We start from the raw sequence: 18,538 nt of genomic DNA, 5'->3' as shown, positions 1-18,538 counted from the left end.
CGTACAGCCAACGGGCACCGACGCCCACCCTGCCGCAGGAGAACCGCATGATCCGACGCCTGGCCGCCGGCCTGCTCGGCGCCGCGCTGGCGCTGCCCGCACACGCCGCGCCCTCGCACCTTGACAGCGTCCTTCGCGATGGCGTGCTGCGCGTGTGCACCACCGGCGACTACGCGCCCTACAGCCGCCTGCGCCGCGACGGCACCTACGACGGCATCGACATCGCCCTGGCGCAATCGCTGGCCGACAGCCTGGAGGTCAAGCTGCAGTGGGTGCCCACGCGCTGGCCGACCCTGCTGCCGGACCTGCTCGCCGACCGCTGCGACATCGCCGTCGGCGGCATCTCGGTGTCGCTGCCGCGGCAGCGCCAGGCCTGGTTCAGTGCGGTGCTGGAGGTCGACGGCAAGATCCCGCTGGTGCGCTGCGCCGACCGCACGCGCTACCGCACCATCGCCCAGATCGACCGGCCCGAAGTGCGGGTGATCGAACCGCGCGGCGGCACCAACGAGGCGTTCGCCCGCCGAGAACTGCCGCATGCGCAGTTGATCCTGTCTGACGACAACCCCGCCATCTTCCGCGACCTGCGCGAGGGCCGCGCCGACGTGATGATCACCGACGCCTCCGAAGCGCGCTTCCAGCAGCGCCAGGTGCCCGGCCTGTGCGCGGTGGCGCCGGAGCGGCCGCTGCAGTACAGCGAGAAGGCGTTCCTGCTGCCGCGCGACGACATGGCCTGGAAGGCCTACGTCGACCAGTGGCTGCACCTGAGCAAGGCCAGCGGCGCCTATGCGCGGGTCGTGGCCGCGTGGCTGGGCGATCCGGAGACAACGCGCTAGGCCTCCCGCCTGCCCGCGCGCAGCCGCTATGCTGCCGCGGCCGGCGGCGTTCGCCCCGGCATGGGGATTCAACAAGGAGAGAGCATGAAACTGCAATGGAAAACGCTCGCGCTGGTGAGCGTGATGTTGCTGGCCGCCGGCTGCGCGACCAACAGCGTGGTGCACCAGAGCTACAAGGCGACCACCGCCGAAACCTACTGGTACCAGCTCACCGGCAACGACGACACCGATGCCGAGAGCCTGGCCATGTTCCGCCGTCAGCTCGACGCGCAACTGGACGCGGCGCACCTGCACGGCACGCAGGGCCAGGCCAATGCGCGCAAGATGACCATCGTCATCGATCACTACTACATGCGCAGCAACGGTGCGCGCTTCTGGGCCGGCATCATGGCCGGGCGCGACAAGATCAAGAGCCGCGTCACCGTCGCCGATGCCAACGGCAAGACCGCCGCGCAGTTCGACGTGGAATCGACCAACAGCACCGCCTGGGGCACCTCCGAAGGCCTCATCGAGCGCCACGCGCAGGAGATCGTCGCGCGGCTCAAGCAATTGCAGTAGTGCGTGCCGCCCGTGCAGGACCGCACCGGTCCTGCACGGGCGCCGAAGCGCACCAATGCGCTGCCTGCAGCACCTCGAATCGCTTGATCCGGCGACACGCAAGCCGGATGCGGCTTGCTCTGTAGGAGTCAAGTGTCATGCAGCCGCGACGCGCGATGTGGTGTGCGTTCCGATGGCGCAATGCGTCGGGACTGAAGTCCCTCCCACAGTGCACCCGGCGGGCTCGCCGCAAGCCCCTGTGGGAGCGACTTCGGTCGGGACGAAGCTTTCCCGGTAACGCGCGTCGCGGCTGACGCCGCCCCTACGGGACGTGCCTCGGAGTGATGAGAGAGGCCCTTGGTCGATCAAGCAGCACGTCAAATGCGCAAGAGGACCCGCGCAGTGCCGGTACCGCTCAGCCGGCCAGGCCCAGCTGCTCGGCCAGGTCGCTGCGCGGCGACCGCCCGTACAGCCGGCTGTATTCGCGACTGAACTGCGACGGGCTCTGGTAGCCGACGCGGTAGCCGGCCGCGCCCACGTCCATGCGCTCGACCACCATCAGCCGCCGCGCCTCGCGCAGGCGCAACTGCTTCTGGTACTGCAGCGGCGTCATCGCCGCGACCGCGCTGAAATGGTGATGCAGCGAGGACACGCTCATGTTGACCTGGCGCGCCAGGTCCTCGATGCGCAGCGGTTCGGCGTAGTGCTGGCGCAACCAGGCGATGGCCTTGGCGATGCGGTTGCTGGGGCTGTCCTCCTGGGCGATGCGCAGCAGGTTCGGCCCGCACGGCCCGACCAGCAGGCGATACAGGATCTCCTGCTCGATCAGCGGCGCCATCGCCGCGATGTCCGCCGGGCGTTCCAGCAACCGCAACATGCGCAGCGTCGCGTCCAGCAGGTCCGGGCAGGCGGTGTTGACCGAGACCCCGCGCGGGCGCTCGGCGCCCACCTGCGGCGGCAACGGAATGCGCTCGAGCAGTTCGCGCAGCCGGTCCGGCCGGATCGACATGCCCACGCCCAGCAGCGGCTGTTCCGGGCTGGCCTGGGTGATGCGCGAGACCACCGGCAGATCCAGCGTCACCAGCAGAAAGGTGCCCACGCCGTAGTGGTACTCCTCGTTGCCCAGGGTCAGGCATTTCTCGCCCTGCAGCACCAGCGCGAAGACCGGCCATTGCGCGGTATGCGTCTTCGGCGACGGCGCGGAGCGGTAGGAACAGAAGAAGCCGTCGATGGCGGTGTCGTGGTCGCCATCGGGGACGGCCAATCGGGCAACCAGGGCGGCCATTTCCTGGTAGCGGTGGGCGAGCGCGGTCATCGGCAAGGGCGCCGTAGCGTGCGGAGGGGGAAGGCAAGCTTGCACGATGCTGCGCCGGCACGGACCACGGCGCGACGCGGCTTGCAGGATCGTACAAGAATTCCGTTGGATCGCGCTAACGCGCCCGCGGCGCGGGCCAGCATCCTGTGTCGGCCGGTTCCCGCACCGGCGCCGTCCCGGAACGCCCGCCCCCGCCCGCCTGTTCCGGCCGTTCGGCCCTGTCCCTTCCCCCATGCCCCTCGTCGCGCTGCCGCGTCGCCGCCAGCGTGCCATGCGGGCGACGCAGACCGCAGGAGAGACCGATGCATCCCCATACCGAAGCCCTGGAAATCGCCACGTTCCGCCTGCTCGACTGCACCTGGCGCACCTTCCTGCGCGCCAATGCCGAAGTCGATGCCTGGCTGCAGCGCCAGCCCGGCTTCCGCTCGCGGCGCATCGCCCGCCGCCGCGACGGCAGCGTGGTCGACATGGTGCTGTGGGACAGCGTCGCGCACGGCACCGCGTCGGCACGACGGCTGATGCGCGAACTGCAGGGCGCGGCGATCCACGCCTTGATCGATCCGGACACGGTGTCGTGGGACATCGCCGCGGTCCAGCACGTCAGCGGCGAGGAAGGCGACACCGCGGAAGACGCCGCCGAGGCCGACAGCCTCGCGGCGTGACCTGCGCGGCCGGCGCCGCGCGCGGCTGGCTCAGACCCAGCCGCGCCGGCGGAACCAGGCCAGCGGCAGCAGCATGCTCAGCGCGATCACGCCCAGCGCCCAGTAGTAGGCGTCGTGCCATTTCAGCTCGGGCATGTGCGCGAAGTTCATGCCCCAGATGCCGACCAGCACCGTCGGCGGGATGCCCACCACCGAGGCCACCGCCATCACCTTCATCACGTTGTTCTGGTCGACGTTGATCATGCCCAGCACGCTGTCGAGCAGGAACTCGATGCGGTCGTTCAACTGCTGCTCGAACTCGCTCAGCGTGACCAGGTCCTTGTGCAGCAGGCCGATGCGCTTGGCCGCGTCCTCGCCGAACCAGTCCGGCGCGGCATCGTCCAGATAGGTGGCCAGGCGCAGCAGGCCGTGGCCGGCGTTGTGCATGCCGCCCAGGCGCCGGCCCATGTCGCCGACGTCGTGCAGCATCCGCTCCAGGTGCCGCGACTTGTGCCGCGCATGCGGCCGGTCGAACGCCACCCGCGTGGTCTCGGTGATCTGCGCCTCCAGCGCTTCCAGGCGGTCGGCCAGGCGCCCGACCAGTTCGTCGAGCAGGCGCAGCAGCAGGTCGTCGCTGCTGCGGCAGGGGCTCTGCTGCAGCTGCGCGGCCACCGCATCCAGCGAGGCCATCGGCTGCTCGCGCTGGGTCACCAGCACCCGCGGCGACACCGCGAAACCGAGCGGCGCGGTCGGACCGTCCTCGTCCTGGAAGCGCGGCACGTTGAGGAACAGCACATCGCCTTCCACCCGCACCCGGCTGCTGAACTCGATCTCGCCGATGGCCGCGCGCGTCGGCACCGCGAAACCGACCCTCTCGTCGACCTCGGCCAGCTCCGCCTCGCTCGGCCGGCACAGGTCCACCCAGCACACCGGCGTGTCGGAGGTACCGCCGAGGCGATGGATGGTGATCATCGGGACAGGCTCGCGCAGGAAAGGCCGCGAGCATCCGTCAGCGCGCGCGGAGCGTCAACGCCGGCCGCGCGCACCGGTTCAGGCGCTGCGCCGCTTCAACGCATAGCCCACGCCCAGCAGCAGGAACCATACCGGGCTGGCGAACAGCGCCTGGCGGGTGTCGGCCTGCAGGGTCAGCAGCGCCAGCACGAAGGCGAAGAACGCCAGGCACACGTAGCACATGACCACCCCGCCAGGCATCTTGAACGCGGAGGCCGCATGCAGCTGCGGGCGCTTGCGCCGGTAGGCGATGTAGGCGCACAGGATCAGCGACCAGACGAACATGAACAGCACCGCGGCCAGCGTGGTGACCAGGGTGAAGGCGGTGACCAGGTTCGGGATCAGGTACATCAGCACGGTGCCGCCGAGCAGGCAGGCGCAGGAGAACAGCAGCCCGCGCGCCGGCACCGCCGCGCGCGAGAGCCGGGCGAAGCCGCGCGGCGCGTGGCGCTCCTCGGCCAGGCCGTAGAGCATGCGGCTGGTGGAGAAGATGCCGCTGTTGGCCGAGGACGTGGCCGAGGTCAACACCACGAAGTTGATCAGGCTGGCCGCGGCCGGCACGCCGGCCAGCACGAACAGCTCCACGAACGGGCTCTTGCCCGGCACCACCTCGCGCCACGGCGTCACCGCCATGATCGCCACCAACGCCAGCACGTAGAACACCAGGATGCGCACCGGGATCGAGTTGATCGCCTTGGGCAGGTTGCGGCGCGGGTCGGCGGTCTCGGCGGCGGTGGTGCCGACCAGTTCGATGCCCACGAAGGCGAACACCGCGATCTGGAAGCCGGCGAAGAACCCGCCCAGCCCCATCGGGAACATGCCGCCGTCGTTCCACAGGTTGGCCAGCGAGGCCACGTGCCCGGACGGCGACTGGAAGCCCCAGGCGACCAGCCCGGCGCCGGTGAGGATCAGCGCGCAGATCGCCACGATCTTGATCAGCGCGAACCAGAATTCCATCTCGCCGAACAGCTTCACCGTCACCAGGTTCAGCCCCAGCAGCAACAGCACGCACAGCATCGCCGGGATCCACGGCGCCAGCGTCGGGAACCAGAACTGCGCGTAGGCGGCGATCGCGATCACGTCGGCGATGGCGGTGATGATCCAGCAGAACCAGTAGGTCCAGCCGCAGAAGAACCCGGCCCAGGGCCCCAGCAGGTCGGTGGAGAAGTCGATGAACGACTTGTACTCCAGGTTCGACAGCAGCAGCTCGCCCATCGCGCGCATCACGAAGAACAGCATCACGCCGATGATCAGGTACACGAACAGGATCGACGGCCCAGCCAGGCTGATGGTCTTGCCCGAGCCCATGAACAGGCCGGTGCCGATCGCTCCGCCGATCGCGATCAACTGCAGGTGGCGGTTGGACAGGCTGCGCTGCAGGTGGTCGGGCTGGGCGGACGGATCGGTCATGGGCGCAGGCCATCGCGAGGGATTAGCCTGCAAACATAGAAGATGGCGGCAGCGCGCGCCAGCCGCGCGTGCGCCGGGTGGCGCCCGCGGCGGCACGGACGGCGCCGCATGCCGTCCGCGCCGCCGCGGGTGCCGTCGCTCAGGCCAGTGCGCCGCCCTGCCCGATCGCGACGAAGCTGAAATCGCGGTCGGACTGGTTGCCGCCGCCATCGCCGGTCTTCAGCAGCACCTGGCCCGCATCCAGGCGGATGATCACCGCGTTGTCGCAGGTGCTGCCGTCGCCGGGATAGATCTGGGTGACCGAGACGCCATCCAGCGCCTGGAACGGCGGCTGGAAGCTCACCAGGTAGTGGCCGGTGCTCACATGCGCCACCGTGTACCCCGCGCCGTTGCGGACCGCACCGTCCGCGCCGACCACGCCTGCCACCACCCGCACACCCGCCGCGCCCGCATGGGCGGCGGCGTCGAGCAACTGCCCCATCGCATTGTTCGTCATGCCGTTCTCCGATCTTGATAAGGAAAGTCCGATGGCGCGGCGACCGCTGCGCTCCCTCGCGGCCACGCGCCGCTGCCCTGCCTCGTCCGTGAGCCGGCAGCATCGCCGCGCTGCGTGCGCGGCCGTATCGGCGATTTCCTGATCGGCGCCGGTGCGGCGACCGAGATCGGCTCAGGCGACCGCGCTCACACCAATTTGGTGCGCCGCCACCACCGCGTGACCTTCTCCTCGCGCACCAGGGTGAACAGCCCGGCGCCCAGGATCAGCGCGATGCCCACCGCCATCGGCCAGTCCAGGTGATCGTGGAACAGCCAGTAGCCGAAGCCGATCGCCCACAGCATCTGGCTGTACTGGGTCGGCGCCACCGCGCTGATCGGCGCCGACCGCGAGGCGTACATCATGAAGATCGCGGCCAGGCCGGCGAGCAGGCCGTAGCCGGCCAGCAGGATCCATTGCTGCCAGGTCGGCCAGACGAAGGTCGGCAGCATCAGCAGCCCGCCCATCAGCAGCGGGCCAAGCACGCCGGCGCCGTACAGGGTCAGGCGCTTCTCGCCGGGCCCGGCCATGCGCAGGCTGATCACCGACACCGCGCCCACCAGCCCGCAGACGATCGCCGCGACATGGCCCTGGCCCAGGTGCCGGAAGCCTGGCCGCAGCACCACCAGCACCCCGATGAAGCCGACGATCACCGCCAGCCAGCGCCGCCAGCGCACCTCCTCCTTGAGCAGCAGCACCGACAGCACGGTGACGAAGATCGGCATCAGGAAGATCAGCGCGAACGCCTCGGCCATCGGCAACAGAGTGAACGCGGTAACCGCGGACAGATTGCCGGCTGCGCCGGTGAACGCGCGCAGCAGCCAGATGCTGGGCCGCTGCGCCACCACCACTTCGCGCCAGCGATCGCCCGGCTTCTTCAGGAACGGCAGCGCGGCGAGCATCAGCAGCGCCCCGAAGAACACCACCTCGTAGGCCGGCAGCGACCCCTCCAGCCCCTTCACGAAGGCGTCGCTGATCGAGTAGGCGGCGTAACAGGCGAAACCGAGCAGCACACCCTTGAGCATGGACGATCCTGGCCGGCAGCGGCGCTGCGACGGCGTACGTGGGGGGGATGGTCAGTATCCCTCTTTTGTCGTGGCGCTGCCGCCGCGCTGGCAATGAAAATGACGAACTTTCGATCGCTGCAGCTTGCCGCCACGCGGCACGTACTTTCCTTCGGGAACAGGCACGCGGCAATGCGCGCCGGCGATGCGGGTGCATGGAGCCATCGGTTACGATGCGCTCCCGCATCCGAGCCCCGTGCCGCGCCGTGGCGCCGGCAGATCCCCCGTGACCCGCTATTCCGGCCCCCTGCTCACCCGTCCGCTCGCCGTCGCGCTGCTCGCCGCGCGCGATGCCGGCGCCGCCACCTGGTCCGGCTCGCTCGACCTGGAGCGCAGCCAGGGCCAGGCATTGCTCGGTGCCGACCGCTGGCAGTGGCAGGGACGCGAGTATCAGTACCCGGGCAAGCTCAAGGACCGCACGCTGTACTACTGGGACGGCGAGGACTTCGCCGCGGTGTCGCGCTTCGGCGGTGCGCTGATCAAGCTGGTGCCGACCGAGTGGGGCGCGCCGACGTTCGAGATCGACGGCATCAAGATGCTGCCCAGCGCGCAGCTATCGCCGTTCGAGGACGCGCGGCGCAAGGTGGCGCTGGTGGAACCGCGCGGCAAGCAGGTGCTGGATACCTGCGGCGGCCTCGGCTATTTCGCCGCCTGCGCACTGGAAGCCGGCGTGGCATGCCTGCACTCGTTCGAAAAGAACGCCGACGTGCTGTGGCTGCGCACGCTCAATCCGTGGTCGCCGGATCCGGCCGCCAGCGACGGTCGCCTGCAGCTGACCCATGGCGATGTCGGCGCCGCCATCGGCGGCATCGCCGATGCGTCGATGGACGCGATCCTGCACGACCCGCCACGTTTCGGCATCGCCGGCGAACTCTACGCGCAAACCTTCTACGACCAGCTCGCGCGGGTGCTGCGCCGCGGCGGCCGGCTGTTCCACTACACCGGCAGTCCGAACAAGCTCACCAGCGGGCGCGACGTGCCGCGCGAGGTGGCCAAACGCCTGGAGAAGGCCGGCTTCGCCGCGCAACTGGCGCTGGATGGGGTGCTGGCCACGCGCCGCTGAAGCGAGATCGCCTCCGCCGCATCAGATCGACGCGAGAATGTGCTCGCGCAACCAGCGGTGCGCCGGATCGCGGTGCACGCGCTCGTGCCAGAGCATGGCCATTTCGTAGCCGGGCAGCTCCAGCGGTGGCGCGCACACCCGCAGGCCGGGCTGGTCGCGCACCAGGCGCTCGGGCAGCATCGCCACCAGGTCGCTGCGCTGGAGCGCGGCAACGACGAACTGGAAGTGCGGCACCGACAGCACCACCCGGCGCTGCAGGCCATGCGCGCGCAGCGCGGCATCGGTGACGCCGCTGAAACCGCCGCCATCGGGCGAGACGATGACGTATTCGAGCGCGCAGAACTGCGCCAGACTCGGCCGTCGTCGCAACCGCGGATGGCCGGCCCGACCGACCAGCACGTAGTGTTCGGCGAACAGCGTGCGTCGGCGCAGGCCGGGCGGCGCGTCGGCGACGGTGTGCAGGGCCAGGTCGATCTGGCCCTGTTCGGCCTGCTGCGCGATCGTCGGCGGCGACAGCTGCAGCACCGCCAGTTGGGTGCCCTGCGCCACCCGGCGCAAGGCGGCGATCGCCGGCAGCAGCACGGTGGAGGCGCCGTAGTCGCTGGCCGCCACCCGCCACAGCGTCTGCGCGCGCGACGGATCGAACGGCGCGTCCGGCGCCACCGCCTGCTGCAGTGCCTGCAAGGCCTCGCGCAACGGGACGCGCAGCGCGTCGGCGCGCGCAGTGGGGCGCATGCCGCGTGGCCCCGGCAGCAGCAACGGATCGCCCAGCGCCTCGCGCAGCTTGGCCAGGTGCACGCTGACCGACGGCTGCGACAGATGCAGACGCGCCGCGGCGCGGGTCACGTTGTGCGTGTCGAGCAGCGTGTCCAGGGTCAGCAGCAGATTGAGGTCCAGGCGCCGCAGATCAACCATGGCAATAGCGACTATCAAGGCAATTCATTTCCACTATAGCGAAGCGCGACCTAGCGTGGAGACCTTCCCTCACCGAGAACCCGCATGAACGTGCTGCTGGTCTATGCCCATCCCGAACCCGCCTCGCTCAATGGCGCCCTCAAGCAGGTGGCGGTCCAACGCCTGCAGGCCGCCGGCCATCGCGTGCAGGTGTCGGACCTGTATGCAATGGACTGGAAAGCCACCGTCGACGCGCAGGACAGCCTGGACGGCGCCGCGGACGCGCGCTTCGATCCCTCGCGCGACTCGCAGCGCGCCTTCGCCAGCGGCCGCCAGCGCGCGGACATCGCCGCCGAGCAGGACAAGCTGCGCTGGGCCGATGCGCTGCTGCTGCAGTTCCCGCTGTGGTGGTTCTCGATGCCGGCCATCCTCAAGGGCTGGGTGGACCGGGTGTATGCCTGCGGCTTTGCCTACGGCGTCGGCGAACACTCCGACACGCACTGGGGCGACCGCTACGGCGAAGGCACGCTGGCCGGCAAGCGCGCGATGCTGATCGTCACCGCCGGCGGCTGGGAATCGCACTACGCACCGCGCGGTATCAACGGCCCCATCGACGACCTGCTGTTCCCGATCCAGCACGGCATCCTGCATTACCCCGGCTTCGAGGTGCTGCCGCCGTTCGTGGTGTACCGCAGCGGACGCATGGATGCGGCGCGTTTCGGGCAGACCAGCGCGGCGCTGGGCGAACGGCTGGACACGCTGTTCAGTACCGCGCCGATCGCCTTCCGCAAGCAAAATGGCGGCGACTACGCGATCCCGGCACTGACGCTGCGGGCCGATCTTGCACCCGGCCGCAGCGGCTTCGGCATCCATGTGGCCGACGCGGACACGCAAGCGGCGGCGACCTCCGACCGCACAGTGTCGGCACCAGCGACGTAGGCGCGGTGCCGACAGCGCACCTGTAGGATGCAGGCGACCGCCACTCCGTTGGAGCCGCCGCGCCGATGTCCACCGCCGTCTTCGTCCGCCTGCTCGCCGTGTGCAGCGCCGCCTTGCTCGGCGCCTGCGCCACACAGGCGCCGCGTATGCCCGAGCGCACGCCCAGCGAGGTCAAGGCCGACATCGCCCGGCGTATCCCGGCCACGGTACCCGATCGCCGCGGCTGGGCCGACGACGTCTACGTGGCCCTGGCCTCGCAGAGTCTGGGCACCAACGCCGAGAACATCTGTGCGGTCCTGGCGGTGATCGAACAGGAATCGACCTACCAGACCAATCCACCGGTGCCGGGGCTGGGCAAGATCGCCCGGGCGGAACTGCAGCGGCGCGCGGCGGCGGTGCATGTGCCGGCGTTTGCGCTGGATGCAGCGCTGCAATTACGCGGGCCGGATGGACGCAGCTATGCCGAGCGCCTAGCCGCCGCGCGCACCGAACAGGATCTCAGCACCATCTTCGAGGACATCGCCGGCAGCGTGCCGCTGGGCCAGCGCCTGTTCGGCGACCTCAACCCGGTGCACACCGCCGGGCCGATGCAGGTGAGCATCGCCTTCGCGCAGGCGCATACCGACGGCTATCCGTATCCGCTGAGCGACGGCGTGCGCCACGCGGTGTTCACTCGCCGAGGCGGCATCTGGTTCGGCACCCGCCACCTGCTCGGCTACCCGAACGCGGCGGCGATGCTGTACCGCTTCGCCGACTTCAATGCGGGCTGGTACGCCAGCCGCAATGCCGCATTCCAGGCCGCGCTGGCGCGCGCCAGCGGCATCTCGCTCGCCCTCGATGGCGATCCGCTGACGCCCGGCGCCGACCTCGACGCCCCCGGCGCCACCGAGCGCGCCGCACGCAGCCTGGGCACGCAACTGGGCATGGACGCGCGCACGATCCGCCGCGAACTGCAGCGCGGCGGCGAGGCGGATTTCGGCGACAGCGCGCTGTATCGCCAGGTGTTCGCCCTGGCAGACCGCGATGCCGGCAAGCCGCTGCCACGCGCGGTACTGCCGGGCATCGCCCTGGAAAGCCCGAAGATCACCCGCAAGCTCACCACCGCCTGGTTCGCGCAGCGCGTGGCCGAGCGTTGGCAGCGTTGCCTGGCCAGGTGACGGTCGCGGCGATCCGCCGACCCAACGCTACTTCGGTTTGCGTAACGCCATCAGCGCCCAGCCCGTGGCGATGGCCAGCGCCAGCAACACGAGGCAGACCACGCTGTCCCACGCGATCGAGAACCAATAGTGGCCTGGATCGGTCGCCAGCAGATAGATCCGCTTCGGCCCGGCTCTCGGTACGCCGATGTACACGCCGCTCTGCAGCGCGTTCGCCAGCAGGTACAGCTTCATCGCGGCGCACGCCACCATGACCGCGGCCATCAGCATCAACACCGGCCGTTCCAGACGCGCGACCAGCCGTTGCAGGCGCGTGGGTGTCGGCATTGGCAGGGGCGGTCGTCGTTTGCGTTTGCCCATGGCCTCCTCGCCTGCACTGGGGACAGCATTCTAGAGCGCTGCCGGAGAATGCAGTCACAACACACTACCGATGCAGCGCATCGCACAGGGCAAGATGTCTCGCCTGCGCCGCAGCGCCTGCACTATTCCACGGCACGCTGCCCTGGCGCGCCGAGCAGGCCGATCCGGCGGAACCACAGTTCCAGCGGCACCGTGACCAGCGGCGGCAGCGCCGCCAGCAGGCTCAGCGCCCACGCCCACCAGGGCCAGCGCAACCGCAGCGCGGCGAGCAGGCTGGCGACCACGTACAGCAGGAATGCAGCCCCATGCAGACGGCCGAACAGCCACACGCCCAGCTCGGTGGTCTGGGTGCCGTACTTGAGCAGCATGCCGAGCAACAGGCCGGCCCAGGTCAGGCCTTCGAACACGGCGGCAGCGGCGAACAGCCGGCCCACCGGCGACAACGGACGGGAAGAAGACAAGGACACACGCAACTCCAGTGAGGAAACGAGGCCGCGACGCGATGGCGGCGGCGACGCCCGCTGGCAGGTGCATTGTAGAGCGTGTCCTTGCACGTGGCGCACAGGCGCGACGCGGCCACGGCGAGCGCGGCACAGCTGCACCCACCGCACCGATCCGTCATCGCGTGGCCGGCAATGCGCCGTAGCGCACCGCGACAGTCCTCAGCGACGCTGTTCCAGCACCGCCACGTCATCGGGTGCCAGTTGCACCGTGTCGTTGCTCGGCGTCGGCCCCAGCAGCGCGCGCATCGGCGCCGGCAGCCGCACGTTGTGCGGGGTGGCGTCGTGGTTGATCAGCACCACGATGCGGCGCGCGCCGTCGCTGCGCACGCCCACTTCCACATCCTCCGGCACGTCGGCCAGCGGCGCCTGCACCCCGGCGTCGCGCAACCAGTCGCCGGTGAGGCGATCCAGCGTGGCGTCGTCGAACCAGCCGCCGACATAGCTGATGCGGCCCTTGCCGACGCGCCGGGTCAGCAGCGCCGGCGCGCCGTCCAGCCATCCATTGGCTGCGCCGTACTGCAGCGGTGCGGTGGTGTCGGCGGCGGTGGCCTGCAACTGTTCGGCCCAGATTTTGGCGCTGCCGTCGGCGCCCGCGCCGACCAGCGGGATCGGCTTGTCCAGCGCATAGAACTGCTCCACGCGGCCGCCAAGCAAGGTCGCCAGCGGGCCGGGCTGGCGCTGCGGATGCAGGCCGTTGTCGACGTTCTTCATGCCGCTGCGCGGCCCCAGCACCAGGTGCCCGCCGTGTTCGACATAGGCCTTCAGCCGCTGCGCCTGCGCCTCGGTCAGCACGTTCAGCGCCGGCGCCACCACCAGCTTGTAGCGCTCCAACGGCGCCATCGCCGAGACCACGTCGACCACCTGCGCCTGCTGCCGCAGCGGCCGGTAGAAGCTCTTCATCTGCACGACCGGATCGAAGTCGGCCGCGTGCTTCTGGAAGCCGATCGCCCAGCGGCTGTCGAAGTCGTTGATCAGCGCCACCTGCGCCTGCGGTGTGGTGCCGGCCAGCGCCGGACCGGCCTTGGCGAACTCCGCGCCGACCTGCTGGATCTCCGCATACACCGGCACCGGCGTGCCGTCGGCGCCGACCAGGGTGCCGTGGTATTCCTCCTGCCCGTTGGGCGCAGCGCGCCACTGCCAGTACGACACCGCATCGGCGCCATGCGCCACCGCCTGCCACGCCATCGCGCGTACCTGGCCCTTGCGCAGCGCCACGTTGGTCGCGCGCCAGTTGACGAAGCCCGGCTGGGTTTCCATCACCCAGTAGTTGCGCTGCTTGTAGCCGCGGGTCAGATCGTGGCGCGCGGCGTTGTCGACCCAGTCATAGCGCTCGCCGGCGACGTAGTCGTCCCAGGCGGCGATGTCGAGCACGTCGTGCACGGTGTAGGCGTCGAAACCGGCGAACCAGCCCATGGTGTTGGTGGTGATGAACTGGCGCGGATCGGCATGCGGTCGGATCGCGTCGATCTGGTTGCGCGAATAGTCGGCCCAGGTGTCGCTGACGAAGCGCTTCCACTCCAGCAACAGCGCCGGATTTTCCTCGTCCTCGCGCACCGGGATCTGCGCGAAGTCGTTGTAGGTCTGGCTCCAGTAGGCGGTGGCCCAGCGCTGGTTGAGCGCCTCGATGCTGCCGTACTTGCGCTGCAGCCACGCGTGGAACTGCGCCTTGGCCTCGGGATCGAACGAGGACTGCGCGTACTCGTTGTCCAGTTGCCAGCCGACCACGTGCGGGTTGTGCCCGTAGCGCTGCGCCATCTGCTCGGCGATGGCATGCGCGAAGCGCCGGTAGCGGGTGCTGGCAAAGGAGAATTGCTGGCGGTTGCCGTGCTCGTCGCGCACGCCGTCCTGGCTGACCCGCAAGGTGTCCGGATAGGCTTGAGTCAACCACGCTGGCGGCGCCGCGGTCGGCGTGCCCAGCACCACCACCATGCCGTGCCGCGCGGCCGCGGCGATGGCGCGGTCCATCCAGTCGAAGTCGTACTGCCCCTCGCGCGGCTCCATCCGGCTCCAGGCGAACTCGCCGATCCGCACCACGCGCACGTGCGCCGCCTGCATCAGCGCCAGGTCGTGCTCCCATTGCGCCTCCGGCCACTGCTCCGGATACCAGGCCACGCCCAGCAGCAGCGGCGCGGCGTCGCGATAGCGGGTGGCCTGCGCCTGCGCCAGCATCGGCAGGCAGAGCAGGATCGACAGCATCGCAGCGAACAGGGCAACGCCGCAGCGCTGCGGAACACGGAACAGTGGCATGCGCAACACCTTCGCAAGAGGAAACGCCGGCACGCCCCCTGCGCTGTGCCAGCGCATGCATTGTGCGCAGTTTTGCCATGCGCGCACTTGTGCATCTTGCGGCGTTTGCGCGCGCAACTGCGCACAATCCGCACGCCGTACCTCACGCCGCAGGCGTGTGGTGCACCGCGCTGCACGCATCATGCAGCGCGACGCATACGCTGATGTGGATTGAGGAGACGTTAGCGCTTGGGGTGCGCCGCCGGTCTCACTTGCCGGCTTTGGACGACCGCGACATTGAAATGGTCATCTGCGCTGGCTAGCGTCACGCCTCCCCCACTGCTGGACACGCCATGAAGACCCCTCGTTTGCTCGGCACCTTGCTCGCCGCAGCCGCCACGTTGTTCTCGGCCGGCACCGCCCTGGCGCAGACCGTCACCGTCAATCCGTCCGAAGTTCACCAGACCATCCAGGGCTTCGGCGGCATGAACGGCGCCGGCTGGGTCGCCGACCTCACCCCGGCCCAGGTTGACCTGGCGTTCGGCAGCGACACCGGGCAGATCGGCCTGTCGATCATGCGCATGCGCATCGATCCGTCCAGCTCCGGCTGGAGCCAGCAGGTGCCGTCGGCGGTGCGGGCCCGCGCGCACGGCGCGGTGCTGCTGGCCACGCCGTGGTCGGCGCCGGCCTACATGAAGTCCAACAACAGCCTCAACAACGGCGGCAAGCTGCTGCCGCAGTACTACGACGCGTACGCCAAGCACCTGCTGGATTTCACCGCCTACATGGACAGCAAGGGCGCACCGATCTACGCCCTGTCGCTGCAGAACGAGCCGGACTGGCATCCGGACTACGAGTCGGGCGACTGGAACGGCACCGACTTCCTCAATTTCATCAGCGCGCAGGGCGCGAAGTTCGGCAAGTTCAAGCTGCTCGCGGCCGAATCGCTGGGCTTCAACACCGCGCTGACCGACCCGGTGCTCAACAGCAGCGCCGCCCAGTACCTGTCCATCGTCGGCGGGCACCTGTATGGCGTGCAGCCCAAGGACTACCCGCTGGCGCGCAGCAAGGGCAAGCAGCTGTGGATGACCGAGCACTACACCGACAACACCGACGGCAACGCCTGGCCGTCCGCGCTCGGCGTGGGCAGCGAACTGCACAACAGCATGCTGGCCAACTACAGCGGCTACATCTGGTGGTACATCCGCCGCAGCTACGGGCTGATTGCCGAGACTGGCACAGTGAGCAAGCGCGGCTACGTGATGTCGCAATACGCACGCTTCGTGCGTCCGGGGTCCGTGCGCATCGGCGCCACCGCCGCGCCGTATAACGACGTCGCCGTCAGCGCCTACAAGACCCCGAGCGGCAAGCTGGTTCTGGTGGTGGTCAACACCGGCACCCAGCATCGGCAGCTTACCGTGCGCGTGCCCGCCGGCAGCGCCACCGCGTTCACCAAGTACAGCACCTCGTCCAGCCTCAACGTCGGCTACGGCGGCAAGTACAGTGTCGCCTCGGGCCAGACCGTGGTCTACGTCGATCCGCAGAGCGTGGCGACGCTGGTCGGCGAGTGATCTGCGCGATGGCTTGAGTCGGCCGGATCGACCCACGGCAGCCGAGCGCTGCCGCGGGTTGGTTTCTACCTGCTGCCTAGTCGCGTCGTCGCGGTGCCACGCCGTGAGCGTCGGCACCGAGACACGCGCCAGCGATCAGCCCAGCTTGGCCAGGAACCCCAGCAGCGCCTGATTGAACTCCTCGGCATGGCTGGTGTTGCAGCCATGCGGCGCATCCCTCAGCAACACCACGTCGCTGCCGGCGATGGCGCGATGGGTGCGCTGGCCCGAGCCCTCGTACGGCACCGTGGCGTCGGCATCGCCGTGCAGCACCAGGGTCGGCACGTCGACCTTCTTGAGGTCCTCGCGGAAATCGGTGGTGCCGAACGCCTGCATGCAGCCCAGCGCCGCGGTCTGGTCGCTCTGCAGGCACAGCGCGATCGCCTCCTGGCGCTGCGCCTCGCTGACCTTAAGCGTGCCGTGGGCGCTGAAGAAGCCGCGGGTGAAGTCATCGAAGAACGTCTCGCGCGAGGCCTTCAGCCCCTGCTCCATCTCCTGCGCCTGCTCCTTGCTCAGCGGCCCTTCCGGGTTGTCGTCGGTCTTGAGCATGTACGGCGGCACCGCGGAAGCGAACACCACGCCGGCGAGCTTCCCGGTGCCATGCCGCGCCACGTAGCGCGCCACCTCGCCACCGCCCATCGAGAACCCGACCAGCACCGCGTCGCGCAGTTGCTTGTCCTCGATGATGCCGGCCAGGTCGTCGGCCAGGGTGTCGTACTCGTAGCCGTCGGCCGGCTTCTCGGAACGGCCGAAGCCGCGACGATCGTAGGCGATGACCCGGTAGCCGGCCTGCTGCAGCGGCCCGACCTGGTCCTTCCACGCCTCGGCCGACAGCGGCCAACCGTGGATCAGGATCACCGGACGACCGGCACCGCCGGTATCTTCGACATGCAAGCGGACACGCGCGTTGGTAGCAGTCATGGGCAAGGCCTCGCGGGGGGGAAGTCGCGGCAGCTTCCCCTGCGGCGTGTCCCGCCCGCGTGAGGGCGATGTGTCGGGTGATTTAACGCTGCGCGAAAGCGCTCAACCGATCCGCGATACGGCGCGCGTCAACTGCGCCAGCGCATCCCGCGCGATGCTGTGAAATGCCGCGGACACATGCACGTCCTCGATGACGCGCTCCCAGAACGTCACCGCCATGCCGGCCGCTGCGCGCCAGTCTTCGCGCTGGTCCGGTGTCGGCAACGGCAACACATAGGCGCGCTCTACCACCTCGCCGCTGGCCGCAGGACGGAACGCCATCGGCAACATGTCGTAGATCGGTGCCAAGGCCAGCGGCAAGACATCGCCCAGCATCAGGCCCGCGTTGCCCAGATGCATGTCGTTGTTGCCGATCAGTGCGCCGAACCAGCCGCACACACGCAGGCGCTGCGCATCTGCGTCGCTCAGCCAGCCTTCGCGCTGCAGTTGCGGTGCAAACAACCACCAGTCGATGCGCCCATGGCCGAAGTAGGCCGCATCCACCGCAGCCAACGAGACGAAGCCGCGCCGTCCCAGCACAGGCGTGCGGTCGAACCGCGTGGACTGCAGGAACACGCGACCGTCGCTCTCGAGCAGTTCGCTCTCGACAGCAGCGATGCCGTGCGCACGCAGGATGTCGCTGGCCAGGTGTTCACACCGCAGCAGGTCGCTCCAACGCTGCGCGGCCGGCGTGCCGGCACGCTCGCTGAACTTGACGATGACCGCCGTGTAGCCGCCTTCCGTGTGCAGGATTGCGGTGAACTTCGGTTGTTCGCCTCCTGCCGACGAGCCCACCGCCTCGCCACGCAAGACGGCGTTGGCGCGCTGCGGATAATGCTGGGATCGCTGCGCCTTCTCCAGCGCATCAGCCGGCTGCAGGGCGGCCTGTTGCGCACGCTGCAAGGCGAACTCGCCCAGGACCAGGTCGCCGGGCTGATCGTCGCCATGCCGCAGCAACGACAGGACGACATCGTCAGGCTGCCAGCGCTGCAGATCCTGCGGCGCGCCGATATCTTCGGCGACGCGCCGTGCGAAGGCACGGCCGAGGAAGCCTTGCGGGCGCTGATCGTCCAGGAACCACGGCAGCCCTGGGAACACGCCATCGGCGAATTCACCATGCACCAGAACCGGTCGCGCGTTCTGCGGAACGAACAGAAATCCATCGCCATGCATGGCATGGAGATCGCCAAGCGTCTCGGCGCGCCCGTCAGGACGCAGACGGAACAGGGGCCAGCGTCGGCCTGCCCGGCCCAACGTGCGGCTGAGCGCATAGCGCGTGGCGCGCGCCTTGCCGATCCGCAGCACTTGATCGCCGGCAGCGCTGAGCAGACGCGAGACCGTCGGCTGGCTGATGCCGAGCGCCGCTGCGATACCAGGCGCCGTCGCCGCCCCCTCATGGCGCAGAAAAGCAATCAGATCGCGTAGCCGGGCCTCGCTCATCCCCGGATTGAATAGATTTATGAATAGATAGTCAAGAGAACTA

18 protein-coding genes are annotated in these 18,538 nt (G+C 69.3%); 7 read left to right on the top strand and 11 right to left on the bottom strand.

The genetic code is table 11. From position 1 onward, the window contains the following. The first annotated feature begins 47 nt into the window (after positions 1-47). On the top strand, positions 48-833 hold the full coding sequence (locus tag ACHWVH_RS03175) for a transporter substrate-binding domain-containing protein (protein WP_394686664.1): 786 nt from the start codon (positions 48-50) through the stop codon (positions 831-833). An 84-nt stretch (positions 834-917) separates the two neighbouring features. After that, entirely contained in the window at positions 918-1,391 is a 474-nt protein-coding gene (locus ACHWVH_RS03170; RefSeq protein ID WP_152236106.1) for a DUF4410 domain-containing protein, read from the top strand. A gap of 394 nt (positions 1,392-1,785) precedes the next feature. On the opposite strand, the gene ACHWVH_RS03165 is transcribed toward ACHWVH_RS03170, so the two are convergent. Further along, entirely contained in the window at positions 1,786-2,685 is a 900-nt protein-coding gene (locus tag ACHWVH_RS03165; RefSeq protein ID WP_017908446.1) for an AraC family transcriptional regulator, read from the bottom strand. Between the two features lie 302 nt (positions 2,686-2,987). On the opposite strand from ACHWVH_RS03165, the gene ACHWVH_RS03160 reads away from it, so the two are divergent. After that, a complete protein-coding gene (locus tag ACHWVH_RS03160) occupies positions 2,988-3,347 on the top strand; it encodes a hypothetical protein (protein WP_017908445.1) in 360 nt (119 codons plus the stop codon). 30 nt (positions 3,348-3,377) lie between these two features. Here the strand turns inward: ACHWVH_RS03160 and ACHWVH_RS03155 are convergent, their stop codons facing one another. From ACHWVH_RS03155 to ACHWVH_RS03140, 4 genes are all read right to left on the bottom strand, one after another. After that, complete coding sequence (locus ACHWVH_RS03155; protein ID WP_394686663.1) at positions 3,378-4,298, bottom strand: CorA family divalent cation transporter; 921 nt, start codon at positions 4,296-4,298, stop codon at positions 3,378-3,380. A gap of 78 nt (positions 4,299-4,376) precedes the next feature. Further along, the gene (gene cycA / locus ACHWVH_RS03150; protein WP_010340292.1) at positions 4,377-5,747 is read right to left on the bottom strand and encodes a D-serine/D-alanine/glycine transporter; all 1,371 of its coding nucleotides are present in this window, start codon (positions 5,745-5,747) and stop codon (positions 4,377-4,379) included. Positions 5,748-5,886: 139 nt separating this feature from the next. Then, positions 5,887-6,243 (bottom strand): hypothetical protein, encoded by a 357-nt coding sequence (locus ACHWVH_RS03145; RefSeq protein ID WP_152237325.1) that lies wholly within the window; start codon positions 6,241-6,243, stop codon positions 5,887-5,889. Positions 6,244-6,428: 185 nt separating this feature from the next. Beyond that, positions 6,429-7,304, bottom strand: a complete 876-nt coding sequence (locus ACHWVH_RS03140; RefSeq protein WP_026143535.1) for a DMT family transporter — start codon at positions 7,302-7,304, stop codon at positions 6,429-6,431. A gap of 265 nt (positions 7,305-7,569) precedes the next feature. On the opposite strand from ACHWVH_RS03140, the gene ACHWVH_RS03135 reads away from it, so the two are divergent. Beyond that, positions 7,570-8,406 (top strand): class I SAM-dependent methyltransferase, encoded by an 837-nt coding sequence (locus ACHWVH_RS03135; RefSeq protein WP_394686662.1) that lies wholly within the window; start codon positions 7,570-7,572, stop codon positions 8,404-8,406. A 21-nt stretch (positions 8,407-8,427) separates the two neighbouring features. Here ACHWVH_RS03135 and ACHWVH_RS03130 read toward each other — a convergent pair whose 3' ends face one another. Next, the gene (locus ACHWVH_RS03130; protein WP_152237322.1) at positions 8,428-9,321 is read right to left on the bottom strand and encodes a LysR family transcriptional regulator; all 894 of its coding nucleotides are present in this window, start codon (positions 9,319-9,321) and stop codon (positions 8,428-8,430) included. Between the two features lie 84 nt (positions 9,322-9,405). Between ACHWVH_RS03130 and ACHWVH_RS03125 the strand changes: the two genes are divergently transcribed. Continuing rightward, positions 9,406-10,239: an NAD(P)H-dependent oxidoreductase gene (locus ACHWVH_RS03125; RefSeq protein ID WP_152237321.1), complete on the top strand. Its 834-nt coding sequence runs from the start codon at positions 9,406-9,408 to the stop codon at positions 10,237-10,239. Between the two features lie 65 nt (positions 10,240-10,304). Beyond that, the gene (locus tag ACHWVH_RS03120) at positions 10,305-11,396 is read left to right on the top strand and encodes a DUF1615 domain-containing protein (protein WP_152237320.1); all 1,092 of its coding nucleotides are present in this window, start codon (positions 10,305-10,307) and stop codon (positions 11,394-11,396) included. A 27-nt stretch (positions 11,397-11,423) separates the two neighbouring features. Here ACHWVH_RS03120 and ACHWVH_RS03115 read toward each other — a convergent pair whose 3' ends face one another. From ACHWVH_RS03115 to ACHWVH_RS03105, 3 genes are all read right to left on the bottom strand, one after another. After that, positions 11,424-11,756, bottom strand: coding sequence for a hypothetical protein (locus tag ACHWVH_RS03115; protein WP_394686661.1), 333 nt, complete (start codon positions 11,754-11,756; stop codon positions 11,424-11,426). A 122-nt stretch (positions 11,757-11,878) separates the two neighbouring features. Continuing rightward, positions 11,879-12,199 (bottom strand): DUF3817 domain-containing protein, encoded by a 321-nt coding sequence (locus tag ACHWVH_RS03110; RefSeq protein WP_017911534.1) that lies wholly within the window; start codon positions 12,197-12,199, stop codon positions 11,879-11,881. 219 nt (positions 12,200-12,418) lie between these two features. Beyond that, positions 12,419-14,506: a DUF4350 domain-containing protein gene (locus tag ACHWVH_RS03105; RefSeq protein WP_394686660.1), complete on the bottom strand. Its 2,088-nt coding sequence runs from the start codon at positions 14,504-14,506 to the stop codon at positions 12,419-12,421. Between the two features lie 332 nt (positions 14,507-14,838). Here ACHWVH_RS03105 and ACHWVH_RS03100 point away from each other — a divergent pair, with 332 nt between their 5' ends. Continuing rightward, positions 14,839-16,056 (top strand): glycoside hydrolase family 30 beta sandwich domain-containing protein, encoded by a 1,218-nt coding sequence (locus ACHWVH_RS03100; RefSeq protein WP_394686659.1) that lies wholly within the window; start codon positions 14,839-14,841, stop codon positions 16,054-16,056. 135 nt (positions 16,057-16,191) lie between these two features. Here ACHWVH_RS03100 and ACHWVH_RS03095 read toward each other — a convergent pair whose 3' ends face one another. Both ACHWVH_RS03095 and yjjJ read right to left on the bottom strand, forming a co-directional pair. Beyond that, positions 16,192-17,016, bottom strand: a complete 825-nt coding sequence (locus tag ACHWVH_RS03095) for an alpha/beta fold hydrolase (RefSeq protein ID WP_267119366.1) — start codon at positions 17,014-17,016, stop codon at positions 16,192-16,194. Between the two features lie 102 nt (positions 17,017-17,118). Next, positions 17,119-18,495 carry a type II toxin-antitoxin system HipA family toxin YjjJ gene (gene yjjJ, locus ACHWVH_RS03090; RefSeq protein WP_394686658.1) on the bottom strand — a complete coding sequence of 459 codons (1,377 nt, stop codon included), beginning with the start codon at positions 18,493-18,495 and terminating at the stop codon, positions 17,119-17,121. Positions 18,496-18,538 lie beyond the last annotated feature (43 nt).

This window comes from uncultured Xanthomonas sp. (assembly GCF_964278005.1).
GTDB lineage: Bacteria > Pseudomonadota > Gammaproteobacteria > Xanthomonadales > Xanthomonadaceae > Xanthomonas_A > Xanthomonas_A sontii.
Note: the sequence above shows the minus strand (reverse complement) of the source record. Positions and strands in the feature narration are given on the sequence as shown.

Bases quoted from the DNA above. Each gene is read 5' to 3' on its own strand.
- ACHWVH_RS03175 (WP_394686664.1), top strand. From the start codon at position 48: ATGATCCGACGCCTGGCCGCCGGCCTGCTCGGCGCCGCGCTGGCGCTG.
- ACHWVH_RS03170 (WP_152236106.1), top strand. From the start codon at position 918: ATGAAACTGCAATGGAAAACGCTCGCGCTGGTGAGCGTGATGTTGCTG.
- ACHWVH_RS03165 (WP_017908446.1), bottom strand. From the start codon at position 2,685: ATGACCGCGCTCGCCCACCGCTACCAGGAAATGGCCGCCCTGGTTGCC.
- ACHWVH_RS03160 (WP_017908445.1), top strand. From the start codon at position 2,988: ATGCATCCCCATACCGAAGCCCTGGAAATCGCCACGTTCCGCCTGCTC.
- ACHWVH_RS03155 (WP_394686663.1), bottom strand. From the start codon at position 4,298: ATGATCACCATCCATCGCCTCGGCGGTACCTCCGACACGCCGGTGTGC.
- cycA (WP_010340292.1), bottom strand. From the start codon at position 5,747: ATGACCGATCCGTCCGCCCAGCCCGACCACCTGCAGCGCAGCCTGTCC.
- ACHWVH_RS03145 (WP_152237325.1), bottom strand. From the start codon at position 6,243: ATGACGAACAATGCGATGGGGCAGTTGCTCGACGCCGCCGCCCATGCG.
- ACHWVH_RS03140 (WP_026143535.1), bottom strand. From the start codon at position 7,304: ATGCTCAAGGGTGTGCTGCTCGGTTTCGCCTGTTACGCCGCCTACTCG.
- ACHWVH_RS03130 (WP_152237322.1), bottom strand. From the start codon at position 9,321: ATGGTTGATCTGCGGCGCCTGGACCTCAATCTGCTGCTGACCCTGGAC.
- ACHWVH_RS03125 (WP_152237321.1), top strand. From the start codon at position 9,406: ATGAACGTGCTGCTGGTCTATGCCCATCCCGAACCCGCCTCGCTCAAT.
- ACHWVH_RS03120 (WP_152237320.1), top strand. From the start codon at position 10,305: ATGTCCACCGCCGTCTTCGTCCGCCTGCTCGCCGTGTGCAGCGCCGCC.
- ACHWVH_RS03115 (WP_394686661.1), bottom strand. From the start codon at position 11,756: ATGGGCAAACGCAAACGACGACCGCCCCTGCCAATGCCGACACCCACG.
- ACHWVH_RS03105 (WP_394686660.1), bottom strand. From the start codon at position 14,506: ATGCCACTGTTCCGTGTTCCGCAGCGCTGCGGCGTTGCCCTGTTCGCT.
- ACHWVH_RS03100 (WP_394686659.1), top strand. From the start codon at position 14,839: ATGAAGACCCCTCGTTTGCTCGGCACCTTGCTCGCCGCAGCCGCCACG.
- ACHWVH_RS03095 (WP_267119366.1), bottom strand. From the start codon at position 17,016: ATGACTGCTACCAACGCGCGTGTCCGCTTGCATGTCGAAGATACCGGC.
- yjjJ (WP_394686658.1), bottom strand. From the start codon at position 18,495: ATGAGCGAGGCCCGGCTACGCGATCTGATTGCTTTTCTGCGCCATGAG.